Origin of the sequence: Salmonella sp. 32020114201800008SM, assembly GCF_017572025.1 — a bacterium.
GTDB classification, from domain to species: Bacteria; Pseudomonadota; Gammaproteobacteria; order Enterobacterales; family Enterobacteriaceae; genus Salmonella; species Salmonella enterica.
Genome location: NZ_JAGEQM010000005.1, coordinates 137,516 through 150,125, shown reverse-complemented (window position 1 = coordinate 150,125; position 12,610 = coordinate 137,516). Strand labels below are relative to the sequence as shown.

13 protein-coding genes are annotated in these 12,610 nt (G+C 55.7%); 6 read left to right on the top strand and 7 right to left on the bottom strand.

Annotated features, from left to right (window positions below):
• Nucleotides 1–72 precede the first annotated feature (72 nt).
• Complete coding sequence (locus tag J4613_RS14885; protein ID WP_077945802.1) at nt 73–1,332, top strand: MFS transporter; 1,260 nt, start codon at nt 73–75, stop codon at nt 1,330–1,332.
• Nucleotides 1,333–1,335: 3 nt separating this feature from the next.
• On the opposite strand, the gene J4613_RS14880 is transcribed toward J4613_RS14885, so the two are convergent.
• Together J4613_RS14880 and J4613_RS14875 are read right to left on the bottom strand one after the other, a co-directional pair.
• Nucleotides 1,336–1,893 carry a DcrB family lipoprotein gene (locus J4613_RS14880; protein WP_001245277.1) on the bottom strand — a complete coding sequence of 186 codons (558 nt, stop codon included), beginning with the start codon at nt 1,891–1,893 and terminating at the stop codon, nt 1,336–1,338.
• A gap of 72 nt (nt 1,894–1,965) precedes the next feature.
• On the bottom strand, nt 1,966–2,631 hold the full coding sequence (locus J4613_RS14875) for a 7-cyano-7-deazaguanine/7-aminomethyl-7-deazaguanine transporter (RefSeq protein ID WP_001519906.1): 666 nt from the start codon (nt 2,629–2,631) through the stop codon (nt 1,966–1,968).
• 169 nt (nt 2,632–2,800) lie between these two features.
• On the opposite strand from J4613_RS14875, the gene tusA reads away from it, so the two are divergent.
• Nucleotides 2,801–3,046 carry a sulfurtransferase TusA gene (gene tusA / locus J4613_RS14870; protein ID WP_001541054.1) on the top strand — a complete coding sequence of 82 codons (246 nt, stop codon included), beginning with the start codon at nt 2,801–2,803 and terminating at the stop codon, nt 3,044–3,046.
• 23 nt (nt 3,047–3,069) lie between these two features.
• On the opposite strand, the gene J4613_RS14865 is transcribed toward tusA, so the two are convergent.
• From J4613_RS14865 to J4613_RS14855, 3 genes are all read right to left on the bottom strand, one after another.
• Nucleotides 3,070–4,713 carry a methyl-accepting chemotaxis citrate transducer gene (locus tag J4613_RS14865; RefSeq protein ID WP_000789682.1) on the bottom strand — a complete coding sequence of 548 codons (1,644 nt, stop codon included), beginning with the start codon at nt 4,711–4,713 and terminating at the stop codon, nt 3,070–3,072.
• Nucleotides 4,714–4,909: 196 nt separating this feature from the next.
• Entirely contained in the window at nt 4,910–7,108 is a 2,199-nt protein-coding gene (gene zntA, locus J4613_RS14860) for a Zn(II)/Cd(II)/Pb(II) translocating P-type ATPase ZntA (protein ID WP_080193344.1), read from the bottom strand.
• An 80-nt stretch (nt 7,109–7,188) separates the two neighbouring features.
• Nucleotides 7,189–7,815 carry a lysoplasmalogenase gene (locus J4613_RS14855; RefSeq protein WP_000964735.1) on the bottom strand — a complete coding sequence of 209 codons (627 nt, stop codon included), beginning with the start codon at nt 7,813–7,815 and terminating at the stop codon, nt 7,189–7,191.
• A gap of 141 nt (nt 7,816–7,956) precedes the next feature.
• Between J4613_RS14855 and J4613_RS14850 the strand changes: the two genes are divergently transcribed.
• Entirely contained in the window at nt 7,957–8,328 is a 372-nt protein-coding gene (locus tag J4613_RS14850) for a DUF2500 domain-containing protein (RefSeq protein ID WP_000042852.1), read from the top strand.
• A gap of 21 nt (nt 8,329–8,349) precedes the next feature.
• Here the strand turns inward: J4613_RS14850 and J4613_RS14845 are convergent, their stop codons facing one another.
• Nucleotides 8,350–8,619 carry a DUF1145 family protein gene (locus tag J4613_RS14845; RefSeq protein WP_017465330.1) on the bottom strand — a complete coding sequence of 90 codons (270 nt, stop codon included), beginning with the start codon at nt 8,617–8,619 and terminating at the stop codon, nt 8,350–8,352.
• A complete protein-coding gene (gene rsmD / locus J4613_RS14840) occupies nt 8,609–9,205 on the bottom strand; it encodes a 16S rRNA (guanine(966)-N(2))-methyltransferase (protein WP_000743275.1) in 597 nt (198 codons plus the stop codon). Before rsmD ends, J4613_RS14845 begins: the two co-directional genes overlap by 11 nt.
• 125 nt (nt 9,206–9,330) lie before the next feature.
• Between rsmD and ftsY the strand changes: the two genes are divergently transcribed.
• Genes ftsY through ftsX form a run of 3 tightly spaced genes read left to right on the top strand, consistent with a single transcriptional unit; the run spans nt 9,331 to nt 12,525 of the window.
• Nucleotides 9,331–10,806, top strand: a complete 1,476-nt coding sequence (gene ftsY / locus J4613_RS14835; protein ID WP_001118690.1) for a signal recognition particle-docking protein FtsY — start codon at nt 9,331–9,333, stop codon at nt 10,804–10,806.
• A gap of 2 nt (nt 10,807–10,808) precedes the next feature.
• Nucleotides 10,809–11,477 carry a cell division ATP-binding protein FtsE gene (ftsE, locus tag J4613_RS14830; RefSeq protein WP_000617729.1) on the top strand — a complete coding sequence of 223 codons (669 nt, stop codon included), beginning with the start codon at nt 10,809–10,811 and terminating at the stop codon, nt 11,475–11,477.
• Nucleotides 11,470–12,525 (top strand): permease-like cell division protein FtsX, encoded by a 1,056-nt coding sequence (gene ftsX, locus J4613_RS14825; RefSeq protein WP_001081707.1) that lies wholly within the window; start codon nt 11,470–11,472, stop codon nt 12,523–12,525. The genes ftsE and ftsX overlap by 8 nt, the downstream gene beginning before the upstream one ends.
• Nucleotides 12,526–12,610: the final 85 nt, after the last annotated feature.

Sequence of the window (12,610 nt, the reverse complement as noted above, 5' to 3'; positions counted from 1 at the left end):
GTTTTTTTCTAAGTGTAGCGGCTGCCCTGATACCGATAATCTGAATCTCACTACTGATTTTCACCGCGCGCCATGATAGAAAAGAAAACATGTTGTAAAAATGCGGTGATACTCATGCCCGAACCCGTCGCTGAACCGGCGCTAAACGGATTGCGCCTCAATCTGCGTATTGTCTCCATTGTGATGTTTAACTTTGCCAGCTACCTGACCATCGGCCTGCCGCTCGCCGTCTTGCCCGGCTATGTGCATGATGCGATGGGATTCAGCGCGTTCTGGGCGGGGCTTATTATCAGCCTGCAATACTTCGCCACTCTGTTAAGCCGTCCCCATGCCGGGCGGTATGCGGATGTATTAGGGCCGAAAAAAATCGTTGTCTTTGGCTTATGCGGCTGTTTTTTAAGCGGACTCGGCTACCTGCTGGCGGATATCGCCAGCGCCTGGCCGATGATCAGTTTGTTGCTACTGGGGCTGGGTCGCGTGATTTTAGGGATTGGGCAAAGTTTTGCTGGCACCGGTTCAACACTGTGGGGCATCGGCGTCGTCGGGTCGTTGCATATTGGTCGGGTTATCTCCTGGAACGGTATCGTCACCTACGGCGCAATGGCGATGGGCGCGCCGCTGGGCGTGCTGTGTTATGCCTGGGGCGGGTTACAGGGACTGGCGCTAACGGTGATGGGCGTGGCGCTGTTGGCGGTACTGTTAGCCCTTCCACGTCCGTCGGTGAAGGCGAACAAAGGCAAGCCGCTGCCGTTTCGCGCGGTGCTGGGGCGTGTCTGGCTGTATGGTATGGCGTTGGCGCTGGCCTCGGCAGGGTTTGGCGTCATCGCGACGTTTATTACCTTATTTTATGATGCTAAAGGCTGGGATGGCGCCGCCTTTGCGCTCACGTTATTTAGCGTCGCGTTTGTCGGCACGCGTTTGCTGTTCCCTAACGGCATCAATCGCTTAGGCGGGTTGAATGTCGCCATGATCTGCTTTGGCGTGGAGATTATTGGTCTGTTACTGGTGGGGACGGCAGCCATGCCGTGGATGGCAAAAATCGGCGTTTTACTCACGGGGATGGGGTTTTCGCTGGTCTTTCCAGCGCTGGGCGTGGTGGCCGTCAAAGCCGTGCCGCCGCAGAACCAGGGCGCGGCGCTGGCGACCTATACCGTCTTTATGGATATGTCTTTGGGGGTTACCGGGCCGCTGGCGGGGCTGGTGATGACCTGGGCGGGCGTGCCGGTAATCTATCTGGCGGCGGCCGGGCTGGTAGCGATGGCGCTATTGCTGACCTGGCGCTTAAAAAAACGGCCTCCGTTTGCACTGCCGGAGGCCGCATCATCGTCGTAAAGGTTACTTAATAACCAACGTATTGATGATGTTTTCAGCCGTGGTTTGCGCTTTTTGCTGATTGTCCGCAGGCAGCGTGACCTGAATCGTCAGCAATTGGTTATCCACTTTGCCCAGCACGATGGAAGAATACGCCGTCTGGCCCTTCGCGGAGATAATGCTGTCCAGTTGTTGCAACGTATGGCCTTTGAGCTCAATAGACTTATTGGTGACGACCTGAAGCTGCGGGTCGCGGCTACGCTGTTGCTCAAGCAGGCGGTTTGCCAGCACCGGCAACGCTTCATCGGTATTATCGCCGACGATAACAATCACCGCTTTCTGGCCCGTCGGGTCAGAATAAACGTGCATATTATTCGCCTGGGTGCCCAGCTTACCGCTTTGATCGGTCATATCCGCCGGCAGCGAGAAACTGAGTTTGCCATCCATCAGGCTGATGGGCTGGCCGGAGGCCTGGCTTTCCGCGGCGGCGCTTTCTGCCGACGCTTTTGTATCGTTGTTATCACAGGCCGCAAGCCCCATAACCAGCAGGCCAATACCGGCATATTTAACCAAATTGCGCATTGACTTCTTCCTTTCGATAAACGGCCATAACGGCTCATTCGCTCATCTTATCACAACTCGGAAAACGAACCTTTAACTTGCCGGTAATGGGGAAATTTCAGATTTATCTGCCAGCTTTTTCAGCAACATATTCAGTAGAACGCCGTACATCGGCAGGAAGAAAATAATGCTGATGAGCACCTTAAAGCAATAATCCACCAGCGCAATTTCCATCCAGTGTTCGGCCATAAACGCATCGGGGCTTCGCCAGAACGCAATGAAGAAAAAGGCAAGGGTATCGCTGATATTGCCAAACAGCGTTGAAGCGGTCGGCGCCAGCCACCAGCGACGATTTTGGCGCAGGCGGTTAAACACATGGACATCAAGGATCTGTCCCAGCGCGTAGGCCATAAAGCTGGCGGCGGCGATACGGGCGACAAACAGATTAAAGTTCGCCAGCGCGGCGAAACCTTGCCAGGCGCCCATATAGAACAGCGATGACACCACATACGACACCAGCAGCGCGGGGATCATGACGGCGAAGATAATGCGGCGCGCCAGCGGTGCGCCAAAAATACGCACGGTAAGATCGGTGGCGAGAAAAATAAAAGGAAAACTAAACGCGCCCCAGGTCGTGTGGAAACCAAAAATAGTGATGGGGAGCTGCACCAGATAGTTACTGGAAATGATCACCAGTAAATGGAATAGCGATAGCCAGAACAACGCTTTTACGCGCTGTGATTGTGTAAACGGAGTCATATTGTGACCTTTTTGTTGGATGGGGTGAGGGAACCCAATAAAGAACCGCCGCATAATACTGTTTTGCGCTGGCATTGCAATGGCTAATTTTCACGCAATCGTTAACCTGCCTGGCTTACTGACGAAGATGGGCGTAAAATATCGCCGTTTTTCTACCATTGAGACGAAGATGAGCGATCTGTTTTCCTCCCCTGACCATACGCTTGACGCCCTGGGGCTGCGTTGCCCTGAACCGGTAATGATGGTGCGCAAAACGGTGCGCAACATGCAAACTGGCGAAACATTGCTGATTATCGCCGACGATCCGGCGACGACGCGTGATATTCCGGGGTTCTGTACCTTTATGGAACACGATTTGCTGGCGCAAGAGACGGAGGGTCTGCCGTACCGCTATTTATTGCGTAAAGCGCATTAACCGCACGGCAGATAACATTCTGATTAGAAGCTTTCCCAGTTCGCCTGTTCTGCGGCGGGCTGCGGCGTTAAACCTTTGCTTAACGGCGTCGGCGACGCCTCCCGACGAGGCTGTTTCTGGATGCGGAACGCGGCGACCGCCTGACGAAGTTCGTTAGCCTGATCTTCCAGCGCCGCCGCCGCTGCTGCGGATTCCTCTACCAGCGAGGCGTTTTGCTGCGTCACGCTGTCCATTTCCGATACCGCCTGCGCCACCTGCTCAATGCCTTTGCTTTGCTCATCGGAGGCAGAGGCGATTTCGCCCATAATATCGGTCACGCGAGTCACGGCGTTGACGATCTCTTTCATGGTTTCTCCCGCTTCGCGTACCTGCGTAGAGCCGGTATCAATGCGCGACACGGAGTTTTCAATCAGTACTTTGATCTCTTTGGCGGCCTGCGCGCTACGGCTGGCCAACGTGCGTACCTCTCCGGCCACGACCGCGAATCCTCGCCCCTGTTCGCCGGCGCGGGCGGCTTCTACCGCGGCGTTCAGCGCCAGGATATTAGTCTGGAAGGCGATACCGTCAATCACGCTGGTGATGTCCACAATTTTTTCCGAGCTTTCGGCGATATCGTTCATGGTGCTCACTACGTTATCCACCACGCGTCCTCCTTTACGCGCGGTTTCTGATGCGGTTTTCGCCAGACCCGTCGCCTGTCGTGCGTTATCGGTGTTTTGCCGTACCGTGGCGGTTAACTGTTCCATGCTGGCGGCGGTCTCCTCCAGCGCCGAGGCCTGCTGTTCGGTACGGGAAGAGAGGTCGCTGCTGCCGGCGGAAATTTCGCCTGCGCCAGTATAGATAGAGTCTGCGTTATCGCGCACCGCGCTGACGGTACGGATTAACGACTGCTGCATCGTTTTGAGACCGGCGGCCAGTTGGCCCATTTCACTGCGTCCTTCAGCCTCTATCTCATGGGTAAGATCGCCGTCGGCGATCGTTTGAATGTGCGCCATAATCCGTTGCAGCGGGCGGAGTAGAACGCGTTGCAGCCCCAGCCAGATAAACGCCAGCACGATGAGTACGATAAGTAGAATTATCCCCAGCGTCCATTGCATCTGGGTAAAGCTGCTCTGATTCTGATCGCTGGCTAATTTTATTAATTGCGCATTTTGAGAGAGCCACTGGTCATATACCTGCTCCATGTCATCCTGCGCTTTTTGCGCGTCAAGGTTGCCATAGGCGGCGTAATTATCGGCTTTAAGATAGTGGATAGACTGCTGCAAAACGTCATACATCTGCTTAAAGCTGGCTTCGGCCTGGGCATCCAACGCCGGATCTTTTCCCGCGATCGCTTCGGAGTTCACGTAGTTGTTGAAATGTTTTTCCGCTTCGTTGAGCGACGCGCCAGCGTTGGTTAACAGCGTGTTCATGGCGTCCAGCGAGGCGGGATCGCGCTGATTTTTTAACATGCGTATCGCCACGCGGTTAATGGTGACGCGGGTTTCGATCAATGTCTGAAAACTGCCGCCCAGTTCCTGTTGTTGGTAACTCAGCGCGCTCGCATTCTGGAAATTCAGCCGATCGCTGCTGACGGCGGAATAAAACAGTATTCCTGTCACCAGCAATAAGGCGCTAAATATGCCCAGCGTCGCGATAACGCCGGTGATGACTTTGATATTTTTCATAGTGCCTAACATTCCTTATTTTGTAGACGGTATGATCAATATCGGTTGGATAAAAATTAACCTTACATCAAATCACGCTATTTCTGATTAATGGTTTGATAAGTAATAGAAAATAAATAATTTTCGCGTGAATAATATGAACAAAGAAAGGAATATCGCGGGATAACCCGGCGACATGCCGCCGGGTGGGAGAAGATTAGTTTTTACGCAGCAAACGTAGCGCGTTGGCGGTCACCAATACCGTGGCTCCCGTATCCGCCAGGATTGCCAGCCATAGCCCGGTAAAACCAAGTAGCGTCGTCACCAGGAAAATGGCTTTCAGCCCCAGCGCAATGGTGATGTTCTGCCGGATATTCGCGTGGGTAGCGCGCGCCAGCGTAATCATTTGCGCTAACCCGCGCAGACGGTTATGAGTAAGGGCGGCGTCAGCCGTTTCCAGCGCGACGTCAGTACCGCTGCCCATCGCAATTCCGATACTGGCGGCTTTCATCGCGGGCGCATCATTAATGCCGTCGCCCACCATTGCCAGCGGCGCTTGTTGGTTAAGGGCGGTGACTGCCCGTACCTTATCTTCCGGCAGTAGTCCGGCTTTAAACGCCAGATCCAGCTCGCCGGCAATCGCTGCCGCCGCCCGTGGGTTATCGCCGGTCAGAATCACGCCGTTAACGCCTAACTGATGCAGTTCGCGGATGGCGTCGCGCGCATCGTCACGCAACGTATCCTGGAGGGCGAGGACGCCAACAACGGTCTCGTTACGCAGCACCAGAACCACCGTCTGCCCGGCGTTTTCCAGTTCGCTAATTTGCCCGGCAAACGCTGCCGTAGGCTGTTTTCCCGCCGCGCAAATCAGAATACGTTCGCCGTTAACCTGCGCTTCAATTCCGGTGCCGGCCAGCGTTCGCTGCGATTCCGCCGTCGGGATCGCCAGATCGCGTGTCTGCGCTTCGCGGACAATAGCCTGCGCCAGCGGGTGCGTAGCGCCTTGTTCTACGGCTGCCGCCAGCGCCAACAGTTCAGCCTCGCTGATACCGCTTGCCGGATGAATCGCCGTCACCCGTGGTTTACCAATGGTCAACGTACCGGTTTTATCAAAGGCGACCTGCGTGATACGGCCCAGTTGCTCCAGCGCTGCGCCGCCTTTAATCAATGCGCCGCGCCGTGCCGCCGCCGCCAGCCCGGAGGTAATGGCCGCGGGCGTGGAGATCACCAGCGCGCACGGGCAACCGATGAGCAGCAGCGTCAGCCCTTTATAAATCCACTCCTGCCAGCCGCCATCGAACATCAGCGGCGGAATAAGCGTCACCAGCAGCGCGATGACCATAATGACTGGCGTATAGATGCGGCTGAAACGGTCAATAAACCGCTCAATGGGCGCACGGCGCTCTTCCGCCTCTTCAATCAGCGTCAGGATACGGTCAATCGCGCTGGCGCCAGGTTCAGATAGCACCTCCAGGGTGACGAGACGGTCAACGCTGGTCGCGCCTGCCGGGACTTTGTCGCCCGTTGCGCGCTCCACCGGGATAGACTCGCCGGTGAGCGCGCTTTCATCAAAGCTGGCGAAACCGGAAACCAGTTTACCGTCGGCGGGTAAACGCCCCCCGGCGGCGACTTCGATAATATCGCCCGGTCGCAGGGTATTAATCGCGACCTCTTCCCGTACGCCGTCGCGCAGACGGGTCGCCGTTTCCGGTTTAAGCGCCATTAACGCGCTGACGCCTTTACGGGCGCGGCTGGCGGCCCATCCTTCCAGGCGCTCGCCGATGAGGAACAGCAGCAATACCATTGCCGCCTCCGCCGTCGCGCCAATAAACAGCGCGCCAATGGCGGCGACGCTCATCAGCGTTTCAATAGCGAACCAACTGCCGCTTTTCATCAGCCGCAGCGCCTGGCGGGCAATAGGATACAGACCGACCAGGGTGGTGGCGATAAAGGCCAGTTGGCCGAACGGGTGGTTAAATTGCTCCAGCCCCCAGCTTATCGCCATCATAATGATCAGCGTAATAAGCGGCAGGTTCTCTTTAAGACGAGATTCAGGCGCGGCGTCGCGCGAATCTTCGCTACGCAAGGTATAACCCGCCTTCTGTACGGCGCGTTCAATTTGCGCGCGGAGGTCGGCGTCGGCATCGACCACTAACTTTTCGGTGGCGAACAGCACTTGCGCCTGGTTGACGCCGCGAATTTGGCGGACCGCATTCTCCACTTTTCGGGCGCAGGCGGCGCAGTCCATGCCGGAGATTTTCCAGGTATAGCGCGTGCCTGCCATGGCAGTAGAAACAGGCGCGCTGGACGCGCAATGTTCTTCGCAGCAGCAGCTATCGGCCTTCTGTATCGCCGGGGCTAATCTGAAGGAGGTAAAGGGCGGGACTTTTTTGCCATCGGTATCAGGGGTCGACATAACGTCCTCCGGTTGATGATAATTTTCTCATTAACCGGAGGATACACTCTGGAGTCGACTCCAGAGTCAAGCGCTATTATTTACAGGTACAGCGAGCGAACAATCAGGAAGTGTCCGGCAAAGTAGCAGGCGGCGGCAATCGCGTTATCCGCCCGGAAACGGCGGCGGTAATGGCTACCCAGCCAGACGATATTGCCGATGAACAGCAGCGTCGCGCCGGTAAAGGCCGAAAGGGCTGGCGCCGTTGGGCGGAAGAACCACAGTTCGCCCGCCAGCCAGACCATGACCAGCGTCATGGCGATAAAAGTACATACCGGCCAGCGTAGCTCCTCCAGTCGCGTCCAGATAACGGCGATAAGCAACGCGCCGACTATCAGTAACGCCAGCGGCAGCGGCCAGAAGAACGACAACGTCATTTGGCTGGCAAAGTAAATGGTGTAGAGCAGATGCGATAAGAAAAATGCCCCGACGGCGTACAGCAGGCGTTGACGCGGTAAGAGCGTTAACGCATCGCCGACCAGCGAGGCGCACAGCCCGGCCAACACAAGATAACTGATGGCGTCAAACATCGGCGCTTGCCAGGCCAGTAACAGTAATAGTAATAACGTGACGGGCTTAAAAACCCAGCGTTGCCAGGCTGGCCCGCGATAGGAGGCGTCCACATACAGCCATGCGGACAGGCAGACAGCGATAAACGACCAAAGCATCTTAATTCCTTGAATTCGTTATTTTTTCGCAAACGGTATGCTTGCGGCTCTATTATTCAGTGTAGAGGCCGTGACGGTCAGATGACAACACTATAACGGGCAGGGTATGCTTATTTCCGCATTTTCTGACAGGTTAACAGTATGAGTAAGCCACCGCTTTTCTTCATTATAATCATCGCATTAATCGTAGTTGCCGCGTCGTTCCGCTTCGTTCAGCAACGGCGGGAAAAAGCCGCTAATGAGGCGGCGCCGTTACAGCAAAAGCTGGTCGTGGTCAGCAGTAAACGGGAGAAGCCGGTTAACGACCGACGCTCTCGCCAGCAGGAAGTGAGCCCGGCGGGAACCAGTATGCGCTATGAGGCCAGTTTTAAGCCGCTCAATGGCGGTCTCGAAAAAACGTTCCGTTTACAAGCGCAGCAGTACCACGCTTTGACGGTGGGCGATCAAGGTACGCTAAGCTATAAGGGAACGCGGTTCGTCGGGTTTGTTAGCCGTACCCCGGATAACGAATAAACCGTCATCCGGCAGCAAACGTTATTTTTTGTTCTTAAACTTCTTCTGCCAGACCAGCAGCTCAAACACGCCGAACAGGAAAATGCGGGTTTTTTCTCCCGTCGTCATCTGCGGACCCTCTTTCGGTATCGTTGATTTCAGCAGCGCCAGTTGCATACCGTGCATCAGCGCCATGAACACCAACGCCACGTTGACGAAGATATTGAGTGGGCGCGGGAAGGGATGCACCAGATTAAGAATCAAAAATGCCCACACGAAGAGCATTAATAAGCGGCCCAGATTAATCAACATCATTTTCTCCTTGCGCGTCGCGCTGATACAGACGATAAGCGACCTGTCCGGCCACCTTTTCTCGATACAATGCCCAGTTCGCCGGAACGGGCGGCAGACCGTTTTCCACCTCGCTTTCTACGTAGATTAGCGCGTCGTCGGCCAGCCATCCCTGGGTTTCCAGCAATTGTAACGTCTCTTCCAGCAGCCCTTTACGAAACGGCGGGTCGACAAAGACGACGTGATGCGGCGTCCCCGGCTGGCTGAGGAAGGCCAGAGTATTGGTATTGACGACGCGAGCATTGTTGGCTTTCAGCGTCGCCAGATTTTTTTGCAACTGCTGCGATACGGCGCGATCCATTTCCAGTAACGTTGCCTGGGCCGCATAACGCGATAGCGCTTCCAGACCCAGCGCGCCGCTGCCGGCAAAGCAATCCAGACAATGGGCGTCTACCATTACCGGAGCCAGCCAGTTAAATAACGTTTCGCGCACGCGATCGGTGGTGGGACGCAGACCCGGGCTGTCCGGAACCGGTAATTTACGGCCACGCCATTGCCCGCCAATAATGCGGATTTGGCCGCTGCCAGAGTGAGTCGGTTTTTTCATTTCTCTTGCTCGAACCGCCTGTTGCAAGTTATTCCAGGCGGTGATGTGAATTAAGTTAAGTGATAGACTATTTCATCATTTTTTTAGCTTCCATGTATATAGCGCCGCGAGGGGTGTAGTCGCAGATGGCAAAACAGAAAAAACGTGGCTTCTTTTCCTGGTTGGGCTTCGGTGATAAAGAGCAGAAGCAGGAACAGACCGAAGAACAGCAGATTGTTGAGGAACAACGACCGGTTGAGCCCCCTGTTGAAACGGCGGCAGACGTAGACGCGCAAACGCCCGCGCACAGCAAAGCAGAAACCGAAGCCTTTGCGGAAGAGGTGGTGGACGTTACTGAGAAAGTTCAGGAGAGCGAAAAACCGCAGCCGGTAGAGCCGGAGCCCGCGGCGGCCATTGAGACGGCAGCGCCGCAGATCGCGGTGGAACGCGAGGAATTGCCGCTGCCGGAAGAGGTCAAAGACGAGGCTATCTCGCCGGAAGAGTGGCAGGCCGAAGCGGAAACCGTAGAGGTCATTACCGCGGTAGAAGAAGAGGGTGAAAACGCGGCGAAATTCACCGACGAAGAGCTGGAAGCGCAGGCGCTGGCCGCTCAGGCGGCGGAAGAGGCGGTGATGGTTGTTCCGCCGGCGGAAGAAGACGCGCCGGTGGAAGCGATCGTTCAGGAGCAGGAAAAACCGACTAAAGAAGGTTTCTTTGCCCGCCTGAAACGCAGTCTGCTGAAAACCAAAGAAAATCTCGGTTCCGGATTTATCAGTCTGTTCCGCGGCAAGAAAATCGACGATGATTTGTTCGAGGAGCTGGAAGAGCAGTTGCTCATCGCTGATGTCGGGGTGGAAACCACGCGTAAGATTATCGCTAATCTGACGGAAGGCGCCAGCCGCAAACAGCTTAAAGATGCCGAGGCGCTGTATGGTCTGTTGAAAGACGAGATGGGCGAGATTCTGGCGAAGGTAGACGAACCGCTTAATATTGAAGGTAAAACGCCTTTTGTTATTCTTATGGTTGGCGTGAACGGCGTGGGTAAAACCACCACTATCGGTAAACTGGCGCGCCAGTTTGAGCAGCAGGGTAAATCAGTGATGCTGGCGGCGGGGGATACTTTCCGCGCGGCGGCGGTCGAACAGCTACAGGTCTGGGGACAGCGTAACAACATTCCGGTTATCGCCCAGCATACCGGCGCGGACTCCGCCTCGGTGATTTTTGACGCTATCCAGGCCGCGAAGGCGCGTAATGTGGATGTGTTAATTGCCGATACGGCAGGGCGTCTGCAGAACAAGTCGCACCTGATGGAAGAGCTGAAAAAAATCGTTCGCGTCATGAAAAAGCTGGACGAAGAAGCGCCACATGAAGTTATGCTGACCATTGACGCCAGCACCGGACAGAACGCGGTAAGCCAGGCCAAACTGTTCCATGAAGCGGTAGGCTTAACCGGTATTACCCTGACCAAGCTGGACGGTACGGCGAAAGGCGGGGTGATTTTCTCGGTAGCTGACCAGTTTGGCATTCCTATCCGTTACATTGGCGTGGGCGAACGTATCGAGGATTTGCGTCCGTTTAAGGCGGACGATTTTATTGAGGCACTTTTTGCCCGAGAGGATTAACAATGATTCGCTTTGAACATGTCAGCAAGGCCTATCTCGGCGGGAGACAAGCGCTGCAGGGAGTGACATTCCATATGCGGCCAGGCGAGATGGCGTTTCTGACCGGCCACTCCGGCGCGGGGAAAAGTACCCTGCTGAAGCTAATCTGTGGGATTGAGCGGCCCAGCGCCGGCAAAATCTTCTTCAGCGGGCATGATATTACGCGCCTGAAAAACCGCGAAGTGCCGTTTTTGCGCCGCCAGATTGGGATGATTTTCCAGGATCACCATCTGCTGATGGATCGCACGGTCTATGACAATGTGGCGATACCGTTAATCATTGCCGGCGCCAGCGGCGATGATATCCGTCGTCGTGTGTCGGCGGCGCTGGATAAGGTTGGACTACTGGACAAAGCGAGAAACTTCCCGATTCAACTCTCCGGAGGCGAACAGCAGCGCGTGGGCATCGCCCGCGCGGTGGTCAATAAGCCAGCGGTATTGCTGGCGGATGAACCGACCGGGAACCTGGACGACGCGTTGTCGGAAGGGATTTTACGTCTGTTTGAAGAGTTTAACCGCGTAGGGGTGACGGTACTGATGGCGACGCACGATATTGGACTTATCTCCCGTCGTTCCTATAGGCAGCTCGTCCTGAGCGATGGACATCTGCATGGAGGCCTGGCCAATGAATAGGCGCGACGCGATTAACCAAATCAGGCAGTTCGGCGGACGGCTGGATCGACTGCGTAAGTCTCGCGGCGGAACAGGCGGCGGGCGCAACGCGCCAGGACGCCAGAAGCCGACGCCGAAACCGAACTCACGTAAAACAAATGTCTTTAATGAACAGGTGCGCTATGCCTGGCACGGCGCGCTGCAGGATCTGAAAAGCAAACCGCTGGCGACGTTTCTGACGGTGATGGTGATCGCCATCTCCCTGACGCTGCCCAGCGTCTGTTACATGGTCTATAAGAACGTCAACCAGGCGGCGACTCAGTATTATCCGTCGCCGCAGATCACCGTTTATCTGCAAAAAACGCTGGATGATGACGCGGCGGCACGGGTTGTTGGGCAGCTTCAGGCCGAGCAGGGCGTTGAGAAGGTCAACTACCTGTCCCGTGAGGACGCGCTGGGAGAATTCCGCAACTGGTCGGGTTTTGGCGGCGCGCTGGATATGCTGGAAGAGAACCCGCTACCGGCGGTGGCGGTGGTGATCCCCAAGCTGGACTTCCAGAGTACCGCCTCGCTTAATACGCTGCGCGACCGTATCTCGCAGATTAACGGCATTGACGAAGTCCGCATGGATGATAGCTGGTTTGCGCGCCTGGCGGCGCTCACTGGGCTGGTGGGCCGCGTGTCGGCGATGATCGGCGTGCTGATGGTCGCGGCGGTCTTCCTCGTTATCGGCAACAGCGTGCGCCTGAGCATTTTTGCCCGTCGCGACACCATTAACGTGCAAAAGCTGATTGGCGCGACCGATGGCTTTATCCTGCGTCCGTTCCTCTATGGCGGCGCGTTGCTCGGTTTTTCCGGCGCGTTTCTGTCACTGATATTGTCTGAAATTTTGGTGATGCGTTTATCATCGGCGGTGACTGAAGTGGCGCAGGTCTTCGGCACGAAGTTTGATCTCAATGGCTTATCGTTCGATGAGTGCCTGTTGCTGCTGCTTGTCTGTTCCATGATTGGCTGGATCGCCGCCTGGCTGGCCACGGTGCAACATTTACGTCACTTTACTCCCGATTGATAAAATCGTGGTATAATCTTTCCCTGCAATGGGCTTCCGTTCGCAGGGAAAGAGTCCCTGTTGTCTCTTCCCCGCGCGTCATCTT